31 protein-coding genes and 1 pseudogene are annotated in these 25,824 nt (G+C 58.4%); 18 read left to right on the forward strand and 14 right to left on the reverse strand.

Annotated elements, in window-relative coordinates; translation table 11 throughout:
- Positions 1–196 precede the first annotated feature (196 nt).
- From ACE4QZ_RS19625 to ACE4QZ_RS19675, 11 genes are all read right to left on the reverse strand, one after another.
- Complete coding sequence (locus tag ACE4QZ_RS19625) at positions 197–685, reverse strand: alpha/beta hydrolase (RefSeq protein ID WP_231401701.1); 489 nt, start codon at positions 683–685, stop codon at positions 197–199.
- On the reverse strand, positions 589–1,074 hold the full coding sequence (locus tag ACE4QZ_RS19630) for a hypothetical protein (protein ID WP_254604638.1): 486 nt from the start codon (positions 1,072–1,074) through the stop codon (positions 589–591). Before ACE4QZ_RS19630 ends, ACE4QZ_RS19625 begins: the two co-directional genes overlap by 97 nt.
- Before the next feature lie 111 nt (positions 1,075–1,185).
- The gene (gene dmpG / locus ACE4QZ_RS19635; RefSeq protein ID WP_011489333.1) at positions 1,186–2,223 is read right to left on the reverse strand and encodes a 4-hydroxy-2-oxovalerate aldolase; all 1,038 of its coding nucleotides are present in this window, start codon (positions 2,221–2,223) and stop codon (positions 1,186–1,188) included.
- A gap of 15 nt (positions 2,224–2,238) precedes the next feature.
- A complete protein-coding gene (locus ACE4QZ_RS19640; protein WP_175202451.1) occupies positions 2,239–3,180 on the reverse strand; it encodes an acetaldehyde dehydrogenase (acetylating) in 942 nt (313 codons plus the stop codon).
- Positions 3,181–3,240: 60 nt separating this feature from the next.
- Positions 3,241–4,005 carry a 2-keto-4-pentenoate hydratase gene (locus ACE4QZ_RS19645; RefSeq protein ID WP_011489335.1) on the reverse strand — a complete coding sequence of 255 codons (765 nt, stop codon included), beginning with the start codon at positions 4,003–4,005 and terminating at the stop codon, positions 3,241–3,243.
- Positions 4,002–4,811 (reverse strand): 2-keto-4-pentenoate hydratase, encoded by an 810-nt coding sequence (mhpD, locus tag ACE4QZ_RS19650; protein WP_011489336.1) that lies wholly within the window; start codon positions 4,809–4,811, stop codon positions 4,002–4,004. The genes ACE4QZ_RS19645 and mhpD overlap by 4 nt, the downstream gene beginning before the upstream one ends.
- A gap of 14 nt (positions 4,812–4,825) precedes the next feature.
- Positions 4,826–5,278 (reverse strand): RidA family protein, encoded by a 453-nt coding sequence (locus ACE4QZ_RS19655; protein WP_038457523.1) that lies wholly within the window; start codon positions 5,276–5,278, stop codon positions 4,826–4,828.
- Complete coding sequence (locus ACE4QZ_RS19660; protein WP_011489338.1) at positions 5,268–6,746, reverse strand: 2-hydroxymuconic semialdehyde dehydrogenase; 1,479 nt, start codon at positions 6,744–6,746, stop codon at positions 5,268–5,270. The genes ACE4QZ_RS19655 and ACE4QZ_RS19660 overlap by 11 nt, the downstream gene beginning before the upstream one ends.
- Positions 6,747–6,805: 59 nt before the next feature.
- Positions 6,806–7,618 (reverse strand): tRNA U-34 5-methylaminomethyl-2-thiouridine biosynthesis protein, encoded by an 813-nt coding sequence (locus tag ACE4QZ_RS19665; RefSeq protein WP_011489339.1) that lies wholly within the window; start codon positions 7,616–7,618, stop codon positions 6,806–6,808.
- A 44-nt stretch (positions 7,619–7,662) separates the two neighbouring features.
- Entirely contained in the window at positions 7,663–8,577 is a 915-nt protein-coding gene (locus ACE4QZ_RS19670) for a tRNA U-34 5-methylaminomethyl-2-thiouridine biosynthesis protein (RefSeq protein ID WP_011489340.1), read from the reverse strand.
- Between the two features lie 11 nt (positions 8,578–8,588).
- A complete protein-coding gene (locus tag ACE4QZ_RS19675) occupies positions 8,589–9,002 on the reverse strand; it encodes a RidA family protein (protein WP_011489341.1) in 414 nt (137 codons plus the stop codon).
- A 302-nt stretch (positions 9,003–9,304) separates the two neighbouring features.
- Between ACE4QZ_RS19675 and ACE4QZ_RS19680 the strand changes: the two genes are divergently transcribed.
- The 8 genes from ACE4QZ_RS19680 (at position 9,305) to ACE4QZ_RS19715 (ending at position 15,480) form a co-directional block, all read left to right on the forward strand.
- Complete coding sequence (locus tag ACE4QZ_RS19680) at positions 9,305–9,715, forward strand: MarR family winged helix-turn-helix transcriptional regulator (RefSeq protein WP_274147209.1); 411 nt, start codon at positions 9,305–9,307, stop codon at positions 9,713–9,715.
- A 480-nt stretch (positions 9,716–10,195) separates the two neighbouring features.
- On the forward strand, positions 10,196–10,606 hold the full coding sequence (locus ACE4QZ_RS19685) for a DoxX family protein (RefSeq protein WP_020205766.1): 411 nt from the start codon (positions 10,196–10,198) through the stop codon (positions 10,604–10,606).
- A 21-nt stretch (positions 10,607–10,627) separates the two neighbouring features.
- The gene (locus ACE4QZ_RS19690) at positions 10,628–11,287 is read left to right on the forward strand and encodes a TetR/AcrR family transcriptional regulator (protein ID WP_011489344.1); all 660 of its coding nucleotides are present in this window, start codon (positions 10,628–10,630) and stop codon (positions 11,285–11,287) included.
- Between the two features lie 112 nt (positions 11,288–11,399).
- Positions 11,400–11,819 carry a DoxX family protein gene (locus ACE4QZ_RS19695; protein ID WP_011489345.1) on the forward strand — a complete coding sequence of 140 codons (420 nt, stop codon included), beginning with the start codon at positions 11,400–11,402 and terminating at the stop codon, positions 11,817–11,819.
- Between the two features lie 145 nt (positions 11,820–11,964).
- The gene (locus tag ACE4QZ_RS19700) at positions 11,965–12,909 is read left to right on the forward strand and encodes an NAD(P)H-binding protein (RefSeq protein ID WP_038457521.1); all 945 of its coding nucleotides are present in this window, start codon (positions 11,965–11,967) and stop codon (positions 12,907–12,909) included.
- Positions 12,910–13,339: 430 nt separating this feature from the next.
- The gene (locus tag ACE4QZ_RS19705; protein WP_011489347.1) at positions 13,340–14,026 is read left to right on the forward strand and encodes a TetR/AcrR family transcriptional regulator; all 687 of its coding nucleotides are present in this window, start codon (positions 13,340–13,342) and stop codon (positions 14,024–14,026) included.
- A complete protein-coding gene (locus ACE4QZ_RS19710; protein ID WP_410480138.1) occupies positions 14,023–14,547 on the forward strand; it encodes a MarR family winged helix-turn-helix transcriptional regulator in 525 nt (174 codons plus the stop codon). Before ACE4QZ_RS19705 ends, ACE4QZ_RS19710 begins: the two co-directional genes overlap by 4 nt.
- A 21-nt stretch (positions 14,548–14,568) precedes the next feature.
- A complete protein-coding gene (locus ACE4QZ_RS19715; protein WP_011489349.1) occupies positions 14,569–15,480 on the forward strand; it encodes a LysR family transcriptional regulator in 912 nt (303 codons plus the stop codon).
- A 25-nt stretch (positions 15,481–15,505) separates the two neighbouring features.
- Here the strand turns inward: ACE4QZ_RS19715 and ACE4QZ_RS19720 are convergent, their stop codons facing one another.
- The gene (locus ACE4QZ_RS19720) at positions 15,506–15,805 is read right to left on the reverse strand and encodes a helix-turn-helix domain-containing protein (RefSeq protein ID WP_011489350.1); all 300 of its coding nucleotides are present in this window, start codon (positions 15,803–15,805) and stop codon (positions 15,506–15,508) included.
- Positions 15,806–15,926: 121 nt separating this feature from the next.
- Between ACE4QZ_RS19720 and ACE4QZ_RS19725 the strand changes: the two genes are divergently transcribed.
- Together ACE4QZ_RS19725 and ACE4QZ_RS19730 are read left to right on the forward strand one after the other, a co-directional pair.
- Positions 15,927–16,568 (forward strand): substrate-binding domain-containing protein, encoded by a 642-nt coding sequence (locus ACE4QZ_RS19725; RefSeq protein ID WP_011489351.1) that lies wholly within the window; start codon positions 15,927–15,929, stop codon positions 16,566–16,568.
- Between the two features lie 314 nt (positions 16,569–16,882).
- Positions 16,883–17,493, forward strand: a pseudogene (locus ACE4QZ_RS19730) (LysE family translocator).
- 143 nt (positions 17,494–17,636) lie between these two features.
- Here ACE4QZ_RS19730 and ACE4QZ_RS19735 read toward each other — a convergent pair.
- Positions 17,637–18,521, reverse strand: a complete 885-nt coding sequence (locus ACE4QZ_RS19735; protein ID WP_410480139.1) for a LysR substrate-binding domain-containing protein — start codon at positions 18,519–18,521, stop codon at positions 17,637–17,639.
- Between the two features lie 169 nt (positions 18,522–18,690).
- Here ACE4QZ_RS19735 and ACE4QZ_RS19740 point away from each other — a divergent pair, with 169 nt between their 5' ends.
- The 8 genes from ACE4QZ_RS19740 (at position 18,691) to ACE4QZ_RS19775 (ending at position 24,673) form a co-directional block, all read left to right on the forward strand.
- A complete protein-coding gene (locus tag ACE4QZ_RS19740; protein WP_410480140.1) occupies positions 18,691–19,473 on the forward strand; it encodes a chlorocatechol 1,2-dioxygenase in 783 nt (260 codons plus the stop codon).
- Positions 19,470–19,661: a hypothetical protein gene (locus ACE4QZ_RS19745; protein ID WP_410480141.1), complete on the forward strand. Its 192-nt coding sequence runs from the start codon at positions 19,470–19,472 to the stop codon at positions 19,659–19,661. Before ACE4QZ_RS19740 ends, ACE4QZ_RS19745 begins: the two co-directional genes overlap by 4 nt.
- Before the next feature lie 2 nt (positions 19,662–19,663).
- Positions 19,664–21,112 (forward strand): aromatic ring-hydroxylating dioxygenase subunit alpha, encoded by a 1,449-nt coding sequence (locus ACE4QZ_RS19750; RefSeq protein WP_410480142.1) that lies wholly within the window; start codon positions 19,664–19,666, stop codon positions 21,110–21,112.
- Positions 21,113–21,114: 2 nt separating this feature from the next.
- Positions 21,115–21,669 (forward strand): aromatic-ring-hydroxylating dioxygenase subunit beta, encoded by a 555-nt coding sequence (locus ACE4QZ_RS19755; RefSeq protein ID WP_410480462.1) that lies wholly within the window; start codon positions 21,115–21,117, stop codon positions 21,667–21,669.
- Positions 21,670–21,727: 58 nt separating this feature from the next.
- On the forward strand, positions 21,728–22,009 hold the full coding sequence (locus ACE4QZ_RS19760; RefSeq protein WP_410480463.1) for a non-heme iron oxygenase ferredoxin subunit: 282 nt from the start codon (positions 21,728–21,730) through the stop codon (positions 22,007–22,009).
- Complete coding sequence (locus ACE4QZ_RS19765) at positions 22,006–23,238, forward strand: NAD(P)/FAD-dependent oxidoreductase (RefSeq protein WP_410480143.1); 1,233 nt, start codon at positions 22,006–22,008, stop codon at positions 23,236–23,238. The genes ACE4QZ_RS19760 and ACE4QZ_RS19765 overlap by 4 nt, the downstream gene beginning before the upstream one ends.
- Before the next feature lie 219 nt (positions 23,239–23,457).
- The gene (locus tag ACE4QZ_RS19770) at positions 23,458–24,222 is read left to right on the forward strand and encodes an IS6-like element IS6100 family transposase (RefSeq protein ID WP_001389365.1); all 765 of its coding nucleotides are present in this window, start codon (positions 23,458–23,460) and stop codon (positions 24,220–24,222) included.
- 100 nt (positions 24,223–24,322) lie between these two features.
- Entirely contained in the window at positions 24,323–24,673 is a 351-nt protein-coding gene (locus ACE4QZ_RS19775; protein ID WP_012248461.1) for a LysE family translocator, read from the forward strand.
- Positions 24,674–24,816: 143 nt separating this feature from the next.
- Here the strand turns inward: ACE4QZ_RS19775 and ACE4QZ_RS19780 are convergent, their stop codons facing one another.
- Positions 24,817–25,701: a LysR substrate-binding domain-containing protein gene (locus ACE4QZ_RS19780; protein ID WP_410480144.1), complete on the reverse strand. Its 885-nt coding sequence runs from the start codon at positions 25,699–25,701 to the stop codon at positions 24,817–24,819.
- Positions 25,702–25,824 lie beyond the last annotated feature (123 nt).

Below are 25,824 nucleotides of genomic sequence, written 5' to 3' on the forward strand. Positions count from 1 at the left end.
AATCGGCGCAGCGCTGGACGCCATCACCACGGCGGGCCTTCTGATGACCTGCATCACTTCGAGCGGCGTCAGCACAGCGCGGTTTCCCCTGCCGCGACGCCATCAGGCGCCCGGAGCACGGGGCGAGTTGGTGGCCGGAATAGTTGCACGGCACGCCCAGATCGGTCGTGGTACCGAGCGTTTCGGGGGGCGCTATTCATCCATCCATCAGCTCCAGCACAGCCTGCACGAGCCGGCTCTCCGGATCTTCGAAGCCCGCGACTGCCGTGAAATGGTTGCAGTTGTGCTGATCCAACTGGCGAACCTGTGCGCCTGCGGCGCGCCAAGCATCGGCAAAGGCAGTCGACTGGCGCTGAAAATCTGGAGGCTCGTCGCCGCCGACGGTGATCACCAGAGGGAATCGCGAGGTATCGGTCGGCACATGGAACAAGGGACTTTGGCGAAAAATGGTGTCGTGGTCTAGTTGGAGCTTGGGCTGCAACCACGAATAGCGGAACGGTGTCAGGTCGAAAAGTCCACTAACAGGGACATCGCCTTTGACGAGGTCTGGCGGTAGACCATAGTCAGCTTGCCAATCAGTGAGAGCGATCATGCCGACTTGATGGCCGCCTGCGGAATGGCCGGCGACGTAAATTCGGTCTGGATCAACGTTGTAGCGCTGCGCGTTACGGTACAACCAAGCCACGGCAGCGCGGCTCTGTCGGATGATTTCATCGATCGATGCCTTGGGGCACAGGTGTAGTTGGTCACCGCCACGGTTACGCCGTGCGGTACAAGTCCGCGCGCCATAAGGCTCCATTCCTTGCTGGTAGTCGAGCTCCACCAGCCACCGTGGATAAAGACGACGAGAGGCGAGCCGGTGCGACTGGACGGAAAAATGTCGACAGTCTCATCCACGGTGGGACCGAAGCGCTCGTCCAGATAGCAGTCCAACTCGCTGCGCGCCAGCTTGCTGTGCGCCAGCTTGCTGTGCGACGTGACCCATTCCCAGATGGCGCGCATATCCTGGGGCGCCTCGCAGTCGCATTGGAGGTCGATTTCTTCTTGCGTAGTGAACTCCCGATACAGCTTCATATGTAGTCTCCTGTGGATCGGCTCAATAGGTTCGGCATGGGTAATGCGTTTTCCCAAACGCCTAGAGCGGAGCGAGTAGCTGCTCCCCGATGCCATTCGTCTAACCGCTAGCTACGTTGTCGTCTGTTGTGCCAAATCGAGCGCCACATCGACGATCATGTCTTCTTGCCCACCAACCATACGACGCTTGCCAAGCTCCACCAGAATATCGACCGTCTTCAGACCATACTTGTGACCGGCGGCCTCGGCGTGCCGCAGGAATGAGCTGTAGACACCGGCATAGCCGAGCGCGAGCGTCTCTCGATCAACACGCACTGGACGATCTTGCAGAGGGCGAACGATGTCATCGGCGGCATCCATCAATCTGTACAGGTCCGTACCATGCTGCCAGCCCATGCGTTCCGCGGCGGCGATGAATACCTCCAACGGCGCATTCCCGGCACCCGCGCCCATGCCAGCCAGGCTTGCGTCGACACGGATAGCGCCTGCTTCTACGGCCACGATGGAATTGGCCACGCCGAGGCTGAGATTGTGATGCGCATGAATCCCAATGGCAGTTTCCGGCTGCAAGACTTCACGCAGCGCGAGAACACGATCTCGAACATCGTTCATGTTCATCGCGCCGCCGGAATCGACGACATAGCAGCAGGTCGCGCCGTAGCTTTCCATGAGCTTGGCCTGCTCAGCCAGAGCTTGCGGCGAGGACATGTGACTCATCATTAGGAAGCCCACCGTGTCCATGTCCAGCTTGCGAGCGAGTTCGATGTGCTGGCGCGACACATCGGCTTCAGTGCAGTGGGTGGCGACACGCACGATGCGCGCGCCGGCGTTGTACGCGGCCTGCAGATCATGCACGGTGCCTATGCCTGGCAGCAGGAGTGTCGCGATCTTGGCGTGCTTCACAACATCGGCTACAGCTTCGATCCATTCCACGTCGGTGTGAGCGCCAAAGCCGTAGTTGAAGCTCGAACCCTGAAGGCCATCCCCGTGCGCGACCTCTATGGAGTCAACGCGGGCCTCGTCCAGCGCCAGGGCGATCTGACGTACCTGAGGCACAGAGTATTGATGGCGGATAGCGTGGCTTCCATCGCGCAAAGTGACGTCGGAAATATAAAGCTTGGACGCTGCGGCGTTCCCGTTGATGCTCATCGTTGTGCTCCTCGTTCAGGCGGCGACCGTCCCGGCCGTCATCCGTGCTGCCATTTGTTCGGCTGTGCGAAGGCCGGCGCTGGTCATGATGTCGAGATTTCCCGCGTAAGCCGGCAAGTAGTGCGCTGCGCCTTCGACTTCCAGGAAAATGCTGGTTTTCAGGCCGGAGATGCGGCCCACGCCTGGCACGTTCAGGTTCTCGACACGATCAAACTGCACGGTCTGCTTCAATCGATATCCTGGCACGTAGCTCTGGACATCGGCGGCCATCCGGGCAACCGAATCGGCAATAGCTGCTTCGTCAGCCACGTCGCTGAGCGTGTACACGGTGTCGCGCATGATCAAGGGCGGATCGGCGGGGTTCAACACGATGATGGCCTTGCCTTTCGATGCGCCACCCACAACTTCAATGGCCTTTGAGGTTGTCTCGGTGAACTCGTCGATGTTGGCCCGAGTCCCTGGCCCGGCACTCTTACTAGCGATAGAAGCCACGATCTCGCCATAGTGGACCTGGGTCACGCGAGAGACCGCGGCTACCATGGGGATAGTTGCCTGGCCGCCGCAAGTCACCATGTTGACGTTCAGCGCATCCAAGTTCTGTTTGCCATTGACTACGGGGATGCAGTACGGACCGATGGCGGCCGGCGTCAGGTCAATGACGCGGATACCGGGTTTGTACTTGCGCAGCAGTGCATCGTTGTGGACGTGAGCCCCGGCGCTCGTAGCATCGAACACGAAGTCGATTTCCTCGAAGATGGGCAGACGCGTCAAACCCTCTACACCTTCGTGTGTGGTGCCTACGCCCAGGCGAGAAGCACGGGCAAGACCGTCCGAGGCAGGGTCGATCCCCACCATGGCCCCTACTTCGATGTGACGGCCGTGACGCATGATCTTGATCATCAGGTCCGTGCCGATGTTTCCGCTGCCGATGATGGCGGCTTTGAATTTTCGGGTCATAGAGAACTCCAGATATAGACGCTGCAAGTGCGGTGGTGCGCTTGACGCGCAAGACCCCAATCAAACCAGTTGAAAGCTAACGCTCCCCAAGCCCTGCATGCGCATCGAAATGTGCTGACCGGGATAGATCCACTCCGCGGGCGTCGCCCCCCCGGCCAGAACGATCCAACCGGCCTCCAAGGGTTCGTTCGCAGCGGCCGAAACCCGCGCTGCGGCGACCAGCGAGCGCAGCGGATCGCCGAGCAGCGCCGCCGTGGAGCCGACCTGCACGGCGCGGCCGTCCAGGCTCATGACCAGCCCCAGGTTGCCGAAGTCCGTGGCCGGCGAATGCCAGCCGCCAACCACGAAGCCGCTGGAAGACGCGTTGTCCGCGATGACCTCCGGCAGCGTGAACTTGAAGTTCTGATAGCGGGAGTCGATCACCTCCAAAGCAGGTGCAATCGCTTCGACCGCCGCCAGCGCCTCGGCTCCGGTGACATTGCCCGCCAGAGGCTTTTTCAGCAGGAATGCCAGCTCCGGCTCGACCCGGGGATGCACGAAACGCGAATGCTCGACATTGGAGCCCTCCTCCAATTGCATGGCGTCAGTCAATCGGCCCCAGATGACATCGGACAGCCCCATCTGAACCATCTTGGCCCGGCTGGTGAACCCCATCTTCACGCCGACACGCCGCTCGCCCCGCTCAAGTCGACGGGCGATGGAGCCGCGCTGGATCTCGTAGGCGTCGGGCAGGTTCAGTGTGTTGTCGGTGTCGAACTGTGGGACCTCGTGCGCGTATCTTGCGGCGTCGTCCAGGCGGATGATGATTTCTTCGTGCACGCTCATGCCGCAACTCCATTCATTTGGTTGGATTCAAACTCTGTGCGAACGCTTCCCACGCCATTGATGTGGCACTCGAACACGTCGCCCGGCTTGACCGCGACCATCGGGCCCAGCGCGCCCGAAAGGATGAGTTCGCCGGCACGCAGCGGCTTGCCCAGGCGGGACATGGTGCGCGCCAGCCAGACCACAGCGTTCAGGGGGGTGCCCAGGCAGGCCGCGCCTGCGCCGGTAGACACCGGCTCCCCGCGGCGCGACAGGCACATTCCTACCAAGCTCAGGTCCAGGCCACGGGGAGAAATCGGCGTCGATCCCAACACGTAGACTCCGCTCGAAGCGTTGTCGGCCACGGTATCGACGAACTTGATGTTCCAGTCAGCGATGCGGCTACCCACGATTTCCAGCGCTGGAACCACGTAGTCCACAGCCTGCAGGACCTCCTGGTGCGTAGGCTGCTCCGTGTCCAGGTCGCGGCCGAGGACAAAGCCGATTTCTGCCTCGACCTTCGGTTGATGAAGAATCGACAGAGGGATCGTCTCGGCATCGCCAAAGGACATGTCATCGAAGAGAGCACCGAAGTCGGGCTCGTCCACACCGAGTTGCTGTTGAACGACGACGGATGTCAGGCCGATCTTGCGACCGACCACGCGCCGGCCCAGCGAGATTCGCCGTTGTGTGTTGATGCTCTGGATCGCGTAAGCGTCGTCCACGTTCATGTCCGGGAACGTGTCGCGCAGGGGCGCGATCGGTTTGCCGCTTTGCATCGCCTGATAAAGAGACTGAGCGGCCTCTTCGCGTTGTTGTGGTGTCACGATAGAACCTTCCTCTATGCGTCTGGGGCCGGCGGCTTGTAGGCCACTGCCTTGATTTCGATGCGCAGCATCGGGTGAGGCAGCTGATGGACAGCCACCGTAGTGCGGGTTGGACCGTCGTAGCCGAAGTACTCGGCGTAAACCTCGTTGTAGCCCTTGAAGTCGCCCATATCGACCAAGTAGGCCGACAGCTCGACCAGATCCGTCAGATCCGCGCCTGCGGGCTGCAGGATGGCCCGGATGTTCTCGATGACCGCGCGGGTCTGCGCACGGATATCTGCATCCAGGACGCCCATGGGGTCGGCCTCGGCGCCGACAAAGCTGTTGTCGGGACGGCGCGAGCTGGTGCCTGAGACAAAAAGAAAATCGCCGGCGCGCTTGATGTGGGGAAACTTGCCGCGCGGCTGCGAGCGGCCTTCAACCACGGCCGACGATGTAGCGCCCGTGCTCACGGTCTTATCTGTCATGGGAGCCATCCGGCGCATCTACATGGATGCAGACATTCGTGAGCTCGGAATAGAAGTTCAGCGAGTGGAGCCCCCCCTCACGGCCGATACCCGACAGGCCGCTGCCACCGAACGGGGTTCGCAGGTCGCGCAGGAACCAGGCATTGACCCAGGCGACGCCCACGTTCATGGACTGCGCGACGCGATGAGCCTTGTTCACATTGCTCGTCCAGATCGTCGCGGCCAAGCCATAGGGCGTCGCGTTCGCGCGCTGGATAACTTCTGCCTCCGAGTCGAAGGGCGTGACGTGACCAATCGGCCCGAAAATCTCTTCCGTGACGCATCGTGCGTCGTCGGGCAGGCCGGCGAGTAGTGTCGGTTCAACCCAGAAGCCGCCATCGAGCTGGTTGCCGAAAGAGGGTGTTCCGCCGCCTGTGATGAACTCTGCGCCTTCCTCGCGCGCCAGCGCGTAGTAGCTGAGCACCTTGTCGCGATGGGCGGCAGAGATGACAGGCCCCATGCACGTCGCCTCGTCGGTGGGGTCACCGAGCTTGATCTGTTTCGCGCGTTCGGCAAGTGCCTTCACGAAGCGGTCATAGATTGGCCGCTCGACGAATATGCGCTCGGAGCACAGGCAGACTTGGCCGCTATTGAGGAATGCCGCGCGCGTCATGCCTGCCACGGTCTTGTCAAAGTCGCAGTCGGCGAAGATGATGGCGGCGTTCTTGCCGCCCAGTTCGAACGACACGGGCTTCACGCCTTCCGCAGCGGCGTGCATGATGGCGGTGCCCGTCTTCGACTCGCCCGTGAAGGTGATGGCATTGATGCCCGGATGCGTGGTGATGAACTCCCCAGCCGAGTTCGGGCCGAAGCCATGCACCAGGTTGAAAGCGCCAGCAGGTAACCCTACCGTCTGCATGACCTCGGCGAGCAGTGTGGCGGTTCCAGGCGTCTCCTCCGATGGCTTGGCCACCACCGCATTTCCGCAGGCCAGTGCGGGGGCGACTTTCCAGCTGAACAAGAGCAGCGGGAGGTTCCAAGGAGAAATGATGCCGACCACGCCCAAGGGCTTGCGCACGGCGTAGTTGATCGCATGGGAGCCGCCAGGCAGATCCGTGCGGAAGGTGTCCAGCGGGGCCGTCTTCAGAATATCCGCAAAGATGCGGAAGTTCGCGGCGCCCCGGGGAATGTCCAGTTTTGAGGCGAGCGACACGGGTTTGCCCGTGTCGCTGACCTCGGCGGTCAGGAAGTCATCGGCGCGTCGATCAATCTCGTCTGCAATGCGATACAGCATGTCGGCCCGATCCGAGACACTGGCCGAGCCCCAGCCGCGGACGGCCCGATGGCCGGCCGAGACAGCCTCATCAACCATCTCCCTGGTGGCCTCGTGCACATCGGCGAAACGAACGCCGGTCGCCGGATTGATCCCTGCAAACCGCTTGTCGCTCTCGACGAACCGGCCATTAATGAAGTTTTTGTACTGCTTCAAAACGAATGCTCCTTTGGAGGCAAATTTGGGCTTGCGCCGCAAGCCCTGTCGATAATGCGCTACTGGACGTCAAACTGGACAATAGCGCCACCACTGCCGTAAAGCGGGGCATACTCATGCACCGTCGCCTTCTTGAAACTGGCGTTCATGGCACCGAGCAGCCAATAGAAGTGCTTGAGGCCCATGTCGGGGCGAGCCTCGGTGGAGTACTGCGGAAGGATCGCGCGAATCGCCTCGATGTCGCCGCTTTCCATGAGCGCCAGCACTCGCTGGTTCCACTTGTCATCGGCTTCGGACAGGATGTGGTCTTTCTCCAGATCGATGTTCTCGCGGAACGCACTGTTGGACAGGCCACCTATTCCCAGCACGGCCGCGCGCTTGTCCTGCAACGCAGCCGAGGCGATCGCGCCCAGTTGCTCCGTTTGCTCGGCGCTGTGGTACAGGTTGTTCGCTGCGATGACGACCGGCAGGCTGGCTGAGCCGAAACCCATCAGCGTCGTGGCGGTGATCGTTCCGGTGTCGATCGGGAACTGGTCGTAATCGACACCGCGTGTCTTGATCCCCGCAGCATTGCAGGCGTCTACGCAGCGCTGGGCCAGGGCGCAGTCCGAGTGGATGTCGAAGGCCTGCTCGCCGAATTCGTGCCAGTTTTCATCCACGTGCACGCCGGTGCTGCGCGCGCGTGTGATCCACAGCTGGTCAAGCACCGCGAACCATTGCGTTGAATAAACAAGCACGCAGTCGGGTTTCGATTCAGCAAGTGCTTTGCCGGCTCGCGAAAGGCCTTCGCGGATGCGCCCCCAAGGCGTGATATCGGGCCGCAACTGCGGCAGTGGGCTGCCGGGGAGGAGGAATGCAGAAACGATGGTCATGTTGAAGTCTCCTGCTTCTTATGCTTATGGTGGACTCAGGCGGCTTACGCCACGGACTCCAAACGGGAAAGGCCGACATCCTCAAGGTTCCACTCGATCACCGCGTTGCCAGTGCCGATGACGGTGCCGTAGCCATGTAGCTTGCCGGCCAGTTCGGGATAACCCATCGCTGCGTGCATCCAAGTGAATGCACCGGACTTGATTTCAGCAAAGGCTTCTTCGATGAACTGAGGGAGCAGTTCGAAGACTTCCTTCATGTGGCCCTTGCGCATGAGTTCGATCATGCGTACATCCCACAAGTAGCCGTCGTAGCGCTCCGGGTGCTCTTTGGACATGTCCTCAGGCAGCGCAGGCTCCTCATGGAAGTGCCAGTGCGACAGCGTATTGCTCGCCAGAAGGACTGCACGCCGCCCCGTCTTCCGAATAGCTTCTCGCGTGGCACGACCGAGAAGGTCCATCTCGCCCAGCCCCTCTTTGGTGTTGAGGTAGTACGGCGTGTTGTTGGCCGAGATCCCCACCACGGGGATATCCCATTGCGGGCGGACCATGTGCAGCGTGGTGATGGTCCCGTAGTCCACGCGGAAGCTCGGGTTGCGCATCATCTTGCTGACCAGACCCAGCTTGGTTGCTTCCTCGCAGCAGGCCTCGGCCAGTTCCACATCGACGTTCATGCCGAAGTCGTAGCGGAACAGATTCGGAAAGATGGGATCGACCGAGCGCCCCGTAAGCCGAGGTACGCCCAGGAAATGATGGCCCACCTGAGTGATCCAGTGCGGGGAATGGACGATCAGAACATCGGGCTTCAGATGCTCGATGTTCTCGCGCACTTGATCGTAGGCCCAGCGCAGCGGTTCCCAGCCGCCTTGCGACCTCGGTTCGTTCTGAGGCGGGTTCTCCCCATAGACCAGATGCGGCGGATGGGGCGCCAAGAGGCCGGACAGAATCTTGCCTTCGTTCATAGCAGTTCTCCTCAAATTGACAACTGAAACTCGATTTCCACCGCAGCACCCAGCGGGAGGGACTTCACGACCGTGAAGGTTCTGGCGGGTGGAGCGAGCTGAGTAAAAAATTCGCTCCACACCTCGTTCATGCCATCTGCTGCACCTTCGCCGGCGCAGTACACACGCGCCACCACAACGCGCTCAAGGGACCAACCTTGTTCCGCACAGAGGGCTTGGATATTCCTGAAGATTTGCCGGGTCTGCCCCGCAGCCGTTTCAGCGGCCAGGCCGCCCGTAGCCGGGTCCAGACCAACAAGCCCCGAGACATAGACATCCGAGCCAACCTGGACTGCAGGCGAATAGCGGAAGTGAGGGGGCGGGAGCGCGTCTGACCGTTCGATGCGCCGCAACAGAACCTGTGGCGTTGGCTTGATGGTTCGCATGGTTTACGCTGATCCTTTGATTGTCTGCGTCCGTATGAAACGTATACGTACTATCGTAAGGGGCGTCCACGCACCGGAATATAGGTGATAACCCTATGTTTATCGCCTCAAATACTCAAAAAAACCCCTCCTGGGTCCACTCTATAGTACGTACACGACGTATTGTCAATATGATGGGACCTATCGTAATATTCAGTACCTACCGCTACATACGACTGCCACCCGCAATGAATTCCAACTCGTCGTCTCGTGCTCTCACGAAGGAGGTTCAAGCCCTCCTTCGGCATTTCCGGCTTGAGGATGTGCCTTCCCACCTGCTACGCCGCGCACACTTCAAGGCCGAGGAGATCTTCGCCAATGCGTTTTCCGAGGAAGGGGTCACGCCACGGCAGAAGGCGACCCTGGTGTTGCTTTACCAGGAGCCAGGCCTCAGCCAGAGCGCGCTATCTGAACGCTTGGCGATGGATCGCAACACGGTGGCCGAGATGGTTCGACGGATGAGCAGCAGTGGTTTGATCGAGCGCAGACCATCACCCTCCGATGCTCGCGCCTACCAGCTCTACGTGGCACCTGCGGGAATCGAGTTGCTCAATCGAGTGATGCCACGCGATGGATCCGTTGAAGACCAGCTGCTCGCTCGCCTGCCAGAGGAGTACCGCGGCCTTTTCGTCAAGTGCCTACGCTTGATCGCCGAAGACAGTGATCGAGCCTGATCGGACGCGAGCAATTGAGCCGAGACATTCCCCCGCTCAGGTGGTGTTCCATCAATGAGCGTCAGTCAGTAGGCGTGAGTTCCATGTCATCGTCCATCCTCCGTCACTGCCGCTCGACAAAGTGACGGAGCACGATGGATGCGCGCCCGATGCCGGAGGAGACTGGCGGGACGGCGTTGCCCAGGCTGGCATCACGACCGGCGCTGTCGGCCCTGCTCCTGCTCTCCGGTCCTCGATTGGACGGCATGTGCACGCATGGTCCGGGCGATGACGCCGCCGCGTCATTCGCACAGTCCGTGTTCGACCAGAGTGGGCACGGCGTTGCATCGACGGAGCAATGGTTCTTCGTTCGAGCCCGTGCCTGCAATCACGCCCAAAACCCCGCATGGGCCTCATGTCCCTCCGACTTGCCACGTGTACCTTGCCCTGGCTCAATCTATTTACTATACTCGCAAGTCTGCTAAATGTGCTTGGTGCGCCATGGAAAGCTTCTTCACGCCGCTGCTCACTCATCCCGTCACCTTGGTGGTCGCCAAGGTCGTGCTGACCTTCGTGTTCTGGACGGCAGGCCTGTTCGGTGTCTTCAACTTCAAAGTCATTGTTCAGGAGATGATCGATGCAAACTTGCCATCGCCTCGCTTATTTGCGATTGCAACAATGGCTACCCAGCTCACTGGCTCGGCGCTGGTGATCACGAATTTCGCTGGACTTGGATGGATTGGTGCTTTTGGCTTGACGGTCTTTCTTCTTCTCACAATTCCCATAGGTCATCCTTTTTGGAAGTTCGAAGAACCAAAACGCACGGGTGAGTTTCATATCGCGCTTGAGCACATCACTGTCGTGGGTGGCCTCATGCTTGCGGGCATTCTTTCGACGCTGCCTTTGCCGTGATACGCAAAGCTGGAGCATTTCATGACAAGAGAGAAACGGCCCCGCGGAAGACCGAAAGACGATGCGAAGAAAACAGCTTTGCTGGACGCTGCACGCGCATTGCTCCTGGCCCGCGGTCCTGACGTCACGATAGATGAAATCGCGGCGAGCGCCGGCATCGCAAAGGCGACCGTCTACGCGAATTTCGCGGATAAGAACGCTCTTATCGAAGCCGTGATCCGACGAGAGTCGGACATGACCATCACGGATGAGCAGCTTGTCCGGCTGGCTAAGGCCCCCATCGCAGATGCGCTGTTTGAGTTTGGGGTGCAGTTCGTCAGATTCATCAACCACCGTGACCTGCTCGGCTGGGATCGATTGATCGCCTCTCTGGAAGCCCATCAAACCGAGCTACCCAAGCGATTTTTTGATCTAGGCCCAGGTCGCGGTCAACGTTTGCTGACGAAGATGATCGCGGACGCTGTAGCGAGCGGTCAGATTGAAACTGATGACGCAGCTTATGCCGCCGATGCGTTGACCGGTCTTTGGCTCGGGTTCGTTAACCTCGAAATCAAGCTTGGTGTTCGTCAACCCATGAAAGCGAATGAGATAACGCAGCGGGTCAGACGAGGAATAGATATCTTCATGAAAATATATGGGAAGCACGATGAAGGTTACCCATTTACTGCGCACTACGGCTAGGGATATGTCGGCTGAGCACATCGAAGCAGTGTTCTGGCGGTTCACGGTTGAGCCGACGGCAGGCCGGTGCTCTCAATTTTTTGACCATTCTCACGTACTGGAGTAAGAGTGCATGCGTAACATCGTCGATTCCATTCTGGGTAGTCGCTGGCTTTGGCTGGTAGCCCGCGTGCTTTTAGCGGTAGTTTTTCTATCCTCCGGATTGGCCAAACTCATAGACTTTGAGGGCGGGCTGGCTGAAATGCGAGGGGCTGGATTATCGCCAGAAGGTCTGTTCAATATAGCAACGATCGTAACGATGCTAGGCGGGTCTGCACTATTGCTGCTGGATCGACTCTTATGGGTTGGCGCTGGAGCACTGGGCTTTTTTTTGTTCCTTACGATTGTTGTGGTACATCGCTTTTGGGCTCTCCCCGAGGCGGAAGCAATGCCCGCCTTGTATGTTGCACTTGAACACATCTCGTTAATTGGCGGATTGATTGCTGCCAGCATTGCCGGTCACCTGCACAAGCGTCTTCGTTCCGGCAAATAGGCGCCCAACCGCCGTTTTAGTTGGCCCATGCGTTTAGACGGGTCTGGTGCAAGCTGGAGTTGCTCGTGCATTGATTGAGCTTTGCAGCCGGAGCGCTGTTATCTTGTGGTGGCATCTGATTTGATCTACGCCGCGGGAATTAATCATGTTCGATTTCTCCTATATTCGCATCCTCACTGCTTCTGGCGCCGTGCCTAGTCGCCGGATGGCAGAGGTACTGCTTGGCGCAGGAACCACCTCCATCGTCGCACAAGGCTTGCACGCAAAGCAGGTTACCCAGCTTGCCTCACGACACTCGACAAATTTGAAAGTCGACTTTCACGATGCCGCTTTGCTCAGAGATGCGCTGCATGGGGTCGATCGACTTTTGATAGTGCCGGCCAGTAGGGCTGATGCTGCCGTGTACCACTTGGCTCAGGTACAAGCGATTGTGCAGGCTGCAATCCAGGAGCGCGTACAACACCTTATCTATCCCTCGGTGGCGGCCGTCTCGCTGCCCTGGGCATATCGGCATCTGGCCTCGGAGCGCCTCATTGCGCAAAGCGGTATTGGATTTACGATCTTACGCATTGGCACCCTGGCCGACTGCATTTTTCATCGGTTGCCGATAGCCCTGAGATCCGGTGTATGGCCGACTTCCGCAGGCAAGGGCCGTACGAGCTACGTTTTACGTGACGACGCTTTCAGTGCCAGTGCTGCTGCACTAAATGCACACACTCTGCCAGGCGCTGACTTGGTTATTTCGGGCACGCAAGACTTTTCTATGGGTGAACTTGTGCGCGAGATCAACCTCATCTTTGGTGCACACATCGAGCCTGCCCATGTCGATGACGACGTCGTCCTGGCAACGCTCACGGGCGCCGGCGTGCCGGCATCGATTGCAGCAGGACTGGTAGCAACGGACCGAATCATGCGGCGCGGCGACGCTCACGCTGTCGGCGAAGGAGTTAGGCAACTGACTGGCAACCCCGCTGTTGCAGTGCGAGAGTTCCTTTTAGAGCGACGGATTGATGTCCTTCTGGCCAGCAAATACGGTTGGAGTCGGGATGTCGCCTTCACTCGCCCACCTTCGTCGGTGCAATTCCTCTAGGCGCACTTCACGGAAAGCCCTGATCGCGGCTTTGCGTTGTCCTCATCCGATTGACGGCCGTCGCTGCCTGCCAATCTCGGCATCTCACCACAGCACGAGCTGCGTGGCCTGCAATTGGGCTGCTGTCGCAGCAGCTCTTTTGGGCAAGTCGTTGGCGGCATCCTCGTCAAGGTCGGAAGAGCCCGCTGGCAGGAATGAACTGCGCCGACGCTGGCCAGACACTACTCGTCTACCACTGGCGGATGCAGCACGCTGGTGTACCGAATCGCTCGGTGTGCCATAGCGCAATTAAGATCAAACTGGCAGCTATCTCACAAGTCGATATAAGCAATGCGCCGGCGCGCTAGGGAATGTGCTATTCAAAGTTGAAGCGTACCGAGCGGTTTGGTACTATGCTTCATCTAGGCCCTTGTGTCGGGAATCCCGCTCCATGCAGATGCAACGCACTAACCAAGTCATGACCACCTTGCCACCGAGCAGCGGCGAGCTGAACGCCAAGGCTCTTACCGTCCTGCGCGCGGCACGCCACGTCTTCCTGACCCATGGGTTCAGCGCGGCAACTACCGACATGATCCAGCGCGAGGCTGGGGTGTCGAAGTCCACGGTATACGCACACTACGCGAACAAGGAAGCCCTCTTCACAGCGGTGATCGAGGCCGAATGTGCGGCGTTCACGAACACGGTGCATGGCATCGAGTTCCGCCCTGGAAAGCTGCGAGAGACGTTGACCATGTTAGCCCGGGCCTACCTGGACATCGTGCTTTCGCCCAGCGGGTTGGCCGTCTTTCGCGTCGTGATCGCTGAAGGCCCGCGCTTTCCCAAGCTCGCACGGACGTTCTACCTGGCTGGCCCGCAGGTCATGACGACGATGGTGGCCGAGCAACTGGCTAACGCAGCGGCATCCGGTGAGGTCGATCTTGGTGAGATTGGCCGTGAGACGGCTGCCAGTCTGTTTATCAACCTGGTTCGGGGCGAGCCTCAGCTTCAGTGTCTGACCCATCCGGATGCCGCGCCTTCCTCGGCGCAGATTGACCAGTGGGCGAACGCGGCGGTGGTGACATTCATGCGTGCCTATGGCCGCCGTGAGGAAGCGTCCAGTAAACGCTCCCGATCATGATGACGAGTGGGTCAAGCGGCACACAGCAATTTGATGCGGCCCTTCGGCTGATGGAGCTTTCTACGGCCATCACGCGACTTTTTGCTGCACGGAATCAAGTGCTGAATCGCTTGGCTGCTCCATTTGGTTTGACTGCGGTTCAAGTGATGGCGCTACACCACATGTCGGCTATTCCAGCATGTACGCCCAGCACGTTGGTTCGTAGTCTGGTAGTCGATTCCTCTTCGGTGACGAGGCTGTTAGATCGGCTTGAGAAGAAGGGCATGATCCAGAGAGCGGCGCAAGAGCGCGCCGATCGCCCGCACGATCGAAGAGTGATCGAAATTGTTCTGACTGAGCGCGGAAACAAGGCGATAGACGAGTTGAAGTCTCATTGGCGCTCCGCGCTTGCGGAATTGACGGCGGCGCTCAAACAAAGCGAGATACATGCCTTATTGCGCCTGCCGCAATTGTGCAATCAGGACGCGCTTCAACTTGACCTCGATAGCAAACCGTTGTCCCTCACAGAACCACGGCCGTGAAACGGGAATCGGGGGCGCTTCATGGAGCTACGTCACCTTCGCTACTTTGTTGCCCTCGCTGAAGAACTGCATTTCACTCGTGCCGCCGAACGTCTGCATATCGAGCAGCCCCCCTTATCCCGGGCCATCAAGGAGTTGGAAGATGAGCTAGGGGTCTTGCTCTTTGATCGGGACCGCAGGGGAACCCGGTTGACCGCAGCAGGCACCGCGTTCCTGCAAGACACTCGCCGATTGTTCACCGTCCTGGAGCAAGCAAGAGAGAATGCCAAGGCCGTTGCGGCGGGCTCGCGAGGCAGCCTGCGCATCGCAGTATCCGATGGCGCGATCGATCCCTGGCTATCGGATTTTCTCGCCAGTTGCCGCGCTGAAGAGCCAGACATCGAGATCCGCTTGTCCGAGGTACCTTTGTCCGAGCAACTGCGTGGCCTGCGAGCCGGCGACTTCACCCTCGGGTTCGCGCACACGGCCGAAGTCGGCGAGGGCATTGTTGCTGAGCCGATCTGGCAAGACCCGCTGGTGATCGCAGTACCTGTCAGGCATGAGCTGCTTGCCCACAAGGCAGTCCCGCTCCATGAACTCGGCGGCCATCCCCTTGTACTCTGCGATCCACAGGTGTGCGAAGGTTACTGCCGTGAACTGGCTCGGCTTCTACTGCTTCTGGAGCGCGAACCGAATGTGGTCGAGCACGTATCTTCGCTGGAGATGATGCTTACCTTGGTCAGCGCGGGCTTTGGCGTCGGCTTCACGACGGCGACCAGGGTTGCTGTCAGTCCACGACCAGATGTGCTGACCCGCCCCCTGGCGGTGGATTCGGCAGTAATCACGACCTATCTGCTCCGACTCGGCGGCGGCGATGACGTGCCGGCGTCGTTGGAGCGCTTCATCGTTCGTCTGCGTGATCTCGTCCGCCTACGTGAGAATCTAGGTGGCTGACAGAGCCAACCACGGACGTTCAGCTTCAAGAATCGGTCCGGGCGCCGATGCCAAGGTAGTGCTCCGTTGCAGCCATCAGGTCAGCGGCGCTTATTCTGAGCGCCATGGCAATTTTCAATATGACAGGAAGCGTGGGCACGTGCTCCCCGCGCTCGATCTTGCCCATGTGCGAGCGCGAGATGCCTGCCCGGGATGCAAATTCGTCTTGAGCAATACCTTGAGCGACGCGCGCAACGCGCACGGCCTGTCCGAAGGCCAACGCTGGTTCGGATTCATACGTCGATGTGCCAGCGGGGCGGCCTGGCTGAATAGTGGGCTTCTGCATTTGCAGAAGCGTCGGACAAACCTCTGAAATTAACCACGTTAAATTTATAGACGTTAAAGTTCACTCTTGCTTATCATATGGGCTCCTCCTTGACCTGATTAGCCGCCTCTGCGGTGCCCTTATGCACAACGCTACCGGCCAGTCCCCCCGTCTCAGGCTCGCCATAGCGCCAGGCGCGCCGTCGCCACAGTTGTCGGCACTGCTGGCGCTGCAACGCGCGGAAGAGCCCGATGTCGCTCTCGCCTTCTTTGAGGTTTCAGGTCGCGATCTGCATGCGGGACTACATGACGGCCGTTACGACGCGGGGGTTTCAATTCAGGTATCGAGCGACGCGGCGCTTAAAGCGCAGCCGTTGTGGGCCGAGTGCATGGCCGTCGCCATGCCGCTACGATTTCCATTGCTTGATCAGGCGACACTCACGATCGCCGATCTGCTGGACTTCGCCCTGTATCGCTGGCAGGCGGAAATCTGTTCCAAGTTGGATGAGCGGCTTTCCACGCCCCTGCCGACAGGTCGACAGAACATCCGGTACGTCACTTCGTTTGGCCTGTTGGCCACGTGGGTCGCGGCCGGCTACGGCGTCGGGGTGTCCGCGCAATCGCGCATCGAGCACGCTCACAGATGGGGGATCACGATGCGGCCGCTCATCGATGGCCCCTACGAGATCGTGACACACCTGCAGCGGCCCCAGGAGCCAACCAGTTCCGTTGTGGAGCGATTCGAGCGAAGAGCGTTGCAGGTCGCAAGGGCGAGTGCTGCATAGTGGACGCGCTCTTGAGGACTGGATTGGTCAGGAATACGCGCCGGCTACGCTGCTCACGCTACCGCGATGCGTTTTCGAGTGAACGTGCCACGCGGTTGACTGCGCCGTGGGTTAGATGCGACTCGACCATCGCACGGCTGAATTCTCCAAGTGGGCGGCAGCCTCGAAACAGCGTAGCACCCGCTAGGAAGGCTGACGCGTACCGGAAGATGTCGAATTCAGTTCTCCATTATTGGCCGGAAAGATCGATATTCCTTCACGTTGATTTTGAATATCATCTGCCTTAATTTCATTGTTTCCGACCGGATACGCCAATGACCGAATTAATAGCTGTCGTCACAATCACCTTGCTGGCCGTCATCAGCCCTGGGCCGGACTTTGCAACGGTTACGCGCAATAGCTTGATGCTGTCGCGCCGCGCGGGCGTGCTGACCGCATTGGGCATAGGCTTAGGCATACTGGTACATATCACCTATACGTTGATCGGCGTGGGCCTGCTAATCCAGCAATCGCTTTGGTTGTTTAACACCATCAACTGGTCGGTGCTGCCTATCTAATTTATCTCGGCATAAAAATGCTGTGCACGAAAGCTGGCGGCGCACTGACCGAAAAGCGTATGGCACCGCTCTCGGATGGCGCTGCGCTGCGTACCGGTTTCCTGACCAATACGCTGAACCCCAAAGCCACGGTATTCATCGTCAGCCTGTTTATGCAGGTGGTGCGGCCCGACACTCCGCTGGCAGTGCAGATTGGCTATGGCGCTTTCATCGCTGCGGCGCACATGGGCTGGTTTAGCCTGGTGGCCTTATGCTTCTCTGCCGGTGCCGTGCGCGATCGTCTGCTGGCTTTCCGCCATTGGATCGACCGTGCCTTCGGCGGGCGGCTGGTCGGCTTCGGAGTACTGATAGCGGTGGCCCGGCGCTGATTGCGTCGGGCATTGCCCTCGCTGCGCGTGCCTTCCTTTTAGCGTGAGCCATGTCGCAGTAAGAGTTGGAGTACAGCGATTGATGCCCGCTTTACGGCCAGTGTTATGCCGAATTGCGGGGTCGACAACCTAACGATTGGCATCTATTGCGATTCTCGAATAGGTAGCAAGTTCAAGAATGTTTTCAGAATCGGCGCAATGTGATCGTGACGGTAGATACAACTGACCGGTACAGTGGCCTTGGAGCCCACGAGTTCAGTGAAGCCGAAGTCAGGCCACGAAATCATGGCTACTGTCTCGGGAACAATTGTCACGCCGACGCCGGCCAACGCCAGAGCCATGGCTGCATTGACGTCTTCAACTATGGCGACAACCTTTGGCTCCACTCGCGCGTTTTTGAATACGCCGATGACTTCGTCTGCGAAACTGGGGCGTCCTTCTCGCGGGAACAGGATCAAGGGCTCGTTACGAAGCGCGCTGCAATGAACTTGCTCACCAAACGAGCGAGCGCGCGACTTTTGCGCACCCAGAAATAGCCTCTCATTGGTTACGTTTCGGACAACTACACCCTCCTGATAGGGGTAGAAACGCCCGAACCCGATATCGATGGTGCCAGCGTCCAGCGCTTCAATCTGGCGGTTCTTGCTCATCTGCGTCAAGGACACAGTTGCCGAGGGAGCAACCGACAAGAGTTGCCGCAGCAGCAGCGGTAGCGTATGCAAAACGACGGTTCCGAAATAGGCGACGCGCAATTCCCCGATTTCACCGCGCGATGCTGCACGTGATCTCACCCTTGAGATCTCGGCAACGTGCAGTAGGCGCCTGGCATCCTCTAAAAATGTTGTACCCGCTGCCGTCAATTCGACGCCGCGGTGCGTGCGTTCAAACAGCACCACGCCGAGATCCTGTTCCAGGGCCTGTATTTGGCGGGTAATGGGCGGCTGGGAAATATGCAGGCGTCTTGCCGCAGCACCGATATTTCCCTCTTCTGCGACCGCGATGAAATAGCGAAGCTGCCGAAATTCCATTTAAGACCTCTGGTTTTCCCTAGGGGTGGACACCGCTAAGCCATACCGATCCCGTATTGCAAAGGCTAAAAAAAGGTATTGGACAGCATGACACGCGAATCTTAGCATTCATGTTTGAAGCACCAACTCATCGGTGTTTCAACCATGAGATCTTGAAAGGAGACGAGTCATGGATAAACGAGTTGCCGAGGTCGCAGGCGCGATCGTCGAGGCAGTACGCAAAATTTTGCTGGACAAGCGCGTCACGGAAGCCGAATACCGCGCGGGTGTCGACTATCTCACCGAGGTCGCACAGACGCGGGAAACCGCGCTGCTTCTGGACGTTTTCCTGAACAGCACCATCATCGAAGGCAAGGCGTGGCGCTCGCGGACCTCTGCGCCTGCGATCCAGGGGCCGTACTTCCTGGAAGGTGCTCCTGTAGTTGAAGGCGTCCTCAAGACCTACGATACCGACGACCACAAACCGCTGATCATTCGCGGTACGGTGCGCTCGGACACGGGCGAGTTGCTCGCTGGCGCTGTCATCGACGTGTGGCACTCCACGCCCGACGGCAAGTACAGCGGCTTTCATGACCAGATCCCGACCGACTTGTACCGCGGCAAGGTCGTGGCCGATGCGCAGGGCAAGTACGCCGTGCGCACCACCATGCCCGCCCCGTACCAGATCCAGAACAAGGGACCGACCGGCGCGCTGCTTGAAATGATGGGAAGCCATACGTGGCGTCCCGCGCACGTGCACTTCAAGGTGCGCAAGGACGGTTTCGAACCGTTGACCACGCAATACTACTTCGAAGGGGGCAAATGGGTGGACGATGACTGCTGTCACGGCGTCACCCCCGACCTGATTACGCCCGAGACGATCGAGGACGGGGTGCGGGTCATGACCCTGGACTTCGTAATCGAGCGTGAGCAGGCCGAGCAACGCAAGTCGGCTACGGAGACAGTGGCATGAAGATCGAAGCGATCGATGTGACGCTGGTGGACGTCCCAGCTTCGCGTCCCATCCAGATGTCGTTTACCACGGTGCAGAAGCAGAGCTATGCGGTTCTGAGCTTCCTAGACTCATGGCCGGGCGAGCCGGGCGAGGCGATGCCAGAACGATCTGTTATGAGTGACTTCAATGTTGAAACGGAGATATGACCATGAAAACTATGACCGATAACGTCCGCACTGCCTCGGAAGCGACGAAATGGGCGGAAGAAGATATAGCCGCATTGGTGAGTGAACAGCACGGATGGGTTGACCCACGCATCTATACAGACGAAGCTCTTTATCAATTGGAGCTCGAGCGGATCTTCGCAAAATCGTGGCTGTTGTTGGGGCACGAATCGCAGATCGCAAAGGCCGGCGACTTCATGACCAACTATATGGGTGAGGATCCGGTGCTTGTCGTTCGGCAGAAGGACGCTAGCATCCGAGTCTTTCTCAATCAATGTAGTCACCGAGGAATGCGGCTTTGTCGAGCAGATTGCGGCAATGCTAAGTCGTTTACCTGTAGCTATCACGGTTGGGCGTACGACACTGCGGGAACGTTGGTAGATGTTCCCTACAGCGAGTGCTTTCCGACGTTGGACAAGAAAGAATCGGGACCGCTTCAGGCACGTGTCGAAACGTATAAAGGCTTGATCTTCGCGAATTGGGATACCGAGGCGCCGGATTTAGCCACCTATCTGGGCGAAGCTAGATTCTATCTGGACACTATACTCGACCGGACAGAGGCTGGCACGGTCGCTATTCCCGGCATTGAGAAATGGGTAGTCCCCTGTAACTGGAAGTTTGGGGCAGAACAATCCTGTAGTGACATGTATCACGCAGGTACGACCTCTCACATTTCGGGCGTTCTCGCCGGGCTGCCAGCTGACAAGGGCCTGAGTGATCTGTCGCTGCCGACGAAAGGTCATCAGTACCGCGCATTATGGGGGGGGCATGGCGCAGGATTCTTCGTGGACGACACCAATATGATGGCTGCGACGAGCAGTGAGAAAATAGTCGATTACTGGACTAAAGGTGCCGCTGCTGAAAAGGCTGCGCTGCGTTTCGGTGCCACGACGCAAGCACAGATGGGCCTCATGCACATGACAGTGTTTCCAAACCTCTCCTTACTTGCAGGCGCCAACTTTTTCCGAATGTGGCATCCCCGCGGACCCAATGAGATGGAAGTGTGGAATTTTGCGGTCGTGGATGCGGATGCTTCAGACGAGATCAAGGATGAATTTCGTAGGCAGTCCATGCGCACGTTTTCAGCAGGCGGAGTGTTCGAGCAGGACGACGGCGAGAACTGGGTCGAGATTCAGCAAGTATTGAAAGGCTATAAAGCACGGAGCAGACCATTCGCCGTTTCCATGGGAATCGGCAGGGACGAGGGAAGCCACCCGGACTACCCAGGCCGCATTGGCTATATCTACAACGAGAACGCGGTGCGTGGCTTCTATACGCACTGGGCGCGTATGATGACCTCGCCGAATTGGGCGGCATTGAATCAGACGCGTCCTGGATCGGTAAATAAGTTGGACTCAAACGGCATCCATACCGATTCCGTAGAACAATCGGCCGGCTATTCGCAAGAAAGCGACACAAGGAGGGGGATGTGAGCATGTCGGTAACAACAGAAAGTGGACAGATGAAGCCCCGCCTCGTGCCGCTGAATCTACAGCACGAGATCGAACAATTCTATTATTGGGAAGCGAGGCTTCTTGATGATCGTCGATATGAAGAGTGGTTCTCTCTCTTGGCCCAAGATATCCACTATTTCATGCCAATCCGTACGACTCGTGTCATGCGGGAAGCAAGAAACGAGTTTGGTGACTCGCGCAGCTTCGCCCACTTCGATGACGATCATCAAATGATGACTGGGCGCATCCGGAAGATAACATCTGACGTTGGATGGTCTGAGAACCCCGCTTCGCGCACCCGTCATGTTATCTCTAACGTAATGATCGAAGAAGGGGATAGGTCCGGCGAGTATGAAGTGTCCGCAGCATTCATCGTCTACCGTAATCGGTTGGAGCGTCAACTCGACATCTTTGCTGGCGAACGTCGAGATCGCCTGCGTCGAACCCGTACTGATGCCGGCTTTGAAATCGTCAATCGCACGATCCTGATCGACCAGTCCACAATTCTGTCGAATAACTTAAGCTTCTTCTTCTGAGGATCGGATTGTGGGATACACGAAAGTAATAGAGCGAAAGAATCTACCGAAAGGCGAAATGCATCGTTATGAGGGCGGGTCAGAGCCCGTCCTCATATGCAACGTTGGCGGGGAATTTTTCGCGGTTCAGGACACGTGCACTCATGGAGATTGGTCCCTCTCTGATGGGTATCTCGATGGCGACATAGTGGAATGCACTCTCCATTGGGGCAAGTTTTGTGTCCGGACCGGTAAGGTCAAAGCCATGCCGCCGTGCCAGGCGCTTCGAGTGTTTCCTGTCAAAGTCGATGGTGATGACGTTCTCGTCGATCTTGATGGAGGAGAGGTCAAGTCCTCATGAAACAAATCATCATCATCGGTAGTGGCATAGCTGGCGTCAGCACCGCTCAAGCTTTGCGGGCGCAAGGATACCAGGAGGGCATTTGCTTGATTGGACGAGAGCCATATATGCCCTACGACCGACCTTCGCTATCAAAGGCGGTGCTCAGCGGAGATATTGGAAGCCCTCCCCCGCTAACGCCAGAGGGCTGGTTCGAAGAGGCCAGAGTCGAAACTATGTTCGGGAGATCTGTAACGCAGATTCAGGCTGCGCGCCAGGAAGTTACGTTAGATGACGGCCGTGTCATGAGAGCTGATGGGATAGTCATCGCTACCGGTAGTCGCGCACGCGTTCCTACTTTGCCCGGCGTGGATCTGTCTGGAGTTATGACCCTCCGTGATTTTGACGATGTGCAGAGGCTTAAACTCAGTTGTATCCGGGGAGCGCGCCTTGTCGTTATGGGAGGCGGTTTGATTGGCTGTGAGGTGGCTACCACGGCTCATAAGTTAGGACTGGAGGTAACTATTCTTGAGGCGGCTGACGAGCTGTTAGCTCGAGTACTAGGAAGGACGATCGGAGCATGGTGTAGAGGCAGATTGGGCGCTCTTGGTATCAATGTTGTATTGAACACAGGCGTTGTCGAATTTGTTGGAGAAGGTCGCCTTCGCGAGGTCATCAGTAGCGACGGACGGCGGTTCGACGCCGATTGTGCACTGATCTGCATCGGCGCCCAACCCGTCGACGAGCTGGCAAGCGAGGCAGGCTTAGCCTGTAACCGCGGGGTGATTGTCAACGGTTATGGCGCTTCGTCCTCCAACGGAATTTACGCGGTCGGCGATGCTGCTACATGGCCACTCCTCGACGGCGGCCAACGGTCGCTTGAGACTTATCTCAATTGCCAGACTCAGGCGGCCGCCGTCGCAGCAGCAATAATGGGGACCGCAGTCGAAGCGCCGCAAACTCCTTTGTCGTGGACCGAAATTGCGGGTCATCGAATGCAGATGGCTGGCGATATCGAAGGAGCGGGCGAATATGTATTCCGTGGCACTCCGGGAGAAGGTGCCGCACTGTTTTTTCGAATATGCGAGGGGCGATTAGTGGCCGCTGTTGCTATCGACGCTCCAAAGGACTTCGCATTGGCCAAGACATTGGTCGATAACAGGGCGACTATCCGTTCCGAACAGCTCGCTGATACCAGCGTGAAACTGCGTGATTTGATTCGCTCGTCGAACGCGGAAGCCTTGGCATGAGACTTGCTAGTAAAGCGGATCTGGTGGCGGCTGTCGTGCCGGCCTGGGATAGTACACTTAGTTTCTCAACAACAGCGCCGTATCGCATTCTCAGGCCGGCCCTCTGTGCCAACGACGGTGAGACAAAGCACCGCCGGTAATTTAGCCTTGAGGGCGCGGGCTCTGTTGCAAAAATCGTGAAGCTTGAGCATGCTTGGCGGAGATTGGACGGACGGAACGATGACGGATTTCAAGTGGCGCCATTTCCAGGGTGATGTGATCCTGTGGGCGGTGCGCTGGTATTGTCGCTATCCGATCAGCTATCGCGACCTTGAGGAAATGCTGGCGGAACGCGGCATTTCGGTCGACCATACGACGATCTATCGCTGGGTCCAGTGCTACGCCCCGGAGATGGAGAAGCGGCTGCGCTGGTTCTGGCGGCGTGGCTTTGATCCGAGCTGGCGCCTGGATGAAACCTACGTCAAGGTGCGGGGCAAGTGGACCTACCTGTACCGGGCAGTCGACAAGCGGGGCGACACGATCGATTTCTACCTGTCGCCGACCCGCAGCGCCAAGGCAGCGAAGCGGTTCCTGGGCAAGGCCCTGCGAGGCCTGAAGCACTGGGAAAAGCCTGCCACGCTCAATACCGACAAAGCGCCGAGCTATGGTGCAGCGATCACCGAATTGAAGCGCGAAGGAAAGCTGGACCGGGAGACGGCCCACCGGCAGGTGAAGTATCTCAATAACGTGATCGAGGCCGATCACGGAAAGCTCAAGATACTGATCAAGCCGGTGCGCGGTTTCAAATCGATCCCCACGGCCTATGCCACGATCAAGGGATTCGAAGTCATGCGAGCCCTGCGCAAAGGACAGGCTCGCCCCTGGTGCCTGCAGCCCGGCATCAGGGGCGAGGTGCGCCTTGTGGAGAGAGCTTTTGGCATTGGGCCCTCGGCGCTGACGGAGGCCATGGGCATGCTCAACCACCATTTCGCAGCAGCCGCCTGATCGGCGCAGAGCGACAGCCTACCTCTGACTGCCGCCAATCTTTGCAACAGAGCCCCATCAACTGGTCGGTGCTGCCTATCTAATTTATCTCGGCATAAAAATGCTGTGCACGAAAGCTGGCGGCGCACTGACCGAAAAGCGTATGGCGCCGCTCTCGGATGGCGCTGCGCTGCGTACCGGTTTCCTGACCAATACGCTGAACCCCAAAGCCACGGTATTCATCGTCAGCCTGTTTATGCAGGTGGTGCGGCCCGACACTCCGCTGGCAGTGCAGATTGGCTATGGCGCTTTCATCGCTGCGGCGCACATGGGCTGGTTTAGCCTGGTGGCCTTATGCTTCTCTGCCGGTGCCGTGCGCGATCGTCTGCTGGCTTTCCGCCATTGGATCGACCGTGCCTTCGGCGGGCGGCTGGTCGGCTTCGGAGTACTGATAGCGGTGGCCCGGCGCTGATTGCGTCGGGCATTGCCCTCGCTGCGCGTGCCTTCCTTTTAGCGTGAGCCATGTCGCAGTAAGAGTTGGAGTACAGCGATTGATGCCCGCTTTACGGCCAGTGTTATGCCGAATTGCGGGCTCGACAACCTAACGATTGGCATCTATTGCGATTCTCGAATAGGTAGCAAGTTCAAGAATGTTTTCAGAATCGGCGCAATGTGATCGTGACGGTAGATACAACTGACCGGTACAGTGGCCTTGGAGCCCACGAGTTCAGTGAAGCCGAAGTCAGGCCACGAAATCATGGCTACTGTCTCGGGAACAATTGTCACGCCGACGCCGGCCAACGCCAGAGCCATGGCTGCATTGACGTCTTCAACTATGGCGACAACCTTTGGCTCCACTCGCGCGTTTTTGAATACGCCGATGACTTCGTCTGCGAAACTGGGGCGTCCTTCTCGCGGGAACAGGATCAAGGGCTCGTTACGAAGCGCGCTGCAATGAACTTGCTCACCAAACGAGCGAGCGCGCGACTTTTGCGCACCCAGAAATAGCCTCTCATTGGTTACGTTTCGGACAACTACACCCTCCTGATAGGGGTAGAAACGCCCGAACCCGATATCGATGGTGCCAGCGTCCAGCGCTTCAATCTGGCGGTTCTTGCTCATCTGCGTCAAGGACACAGTTGCCGAGGGAGCAACCGACAAGAGTTGCCGCAGCAGTAGCGGTAGCGTATGCAAAACGACGGTTCCGAAATAGGCGACGCGCAATTCCCCGATTTCACCGCGCGATGCTGCACGTGATCTCACCCTTGAGATCTCGGCAACGTGCAGTAGGCGCCTGGCATCCTCTAAAAATGTTGTACCCGCTGCCATCAATTCGACGCCGCGGTGCGTGCGTTCAAACAGCACCACGCCGAGATCCTGTTCCAGGGCCTGTATTTGGCGGGTAATGGGCGGCTGGGAAATATGCAGGCGTCTTGCCGCAGCACCGATATTTCCCTCTTCTGCGACCGCGATGAAATAGCGAAGCTGCCGAAATTCCATTTAAGACCTCTGGTTTTCCCTAGGGGTGGACACCGCTAAGGATACTCTGAAGTAGCCATGCATTTCTGGCTGACTTCAGTCTCCACTGATTTTAAAAGCGGCAAAACGATCAAAAACGCTCGG

The sequence above is a fragment of the Pseudomonas sp. DCA-1 genome, assembly GCF_046523955.1.
Classification (GTDB): domain Bacteria; phylum Pseudomonadota; class Gammaproteobacteria; order Pseudomonadales; family Pseudomonadaceae; genus Aquipseudomonas; species Aquipseudomonas putida_Y.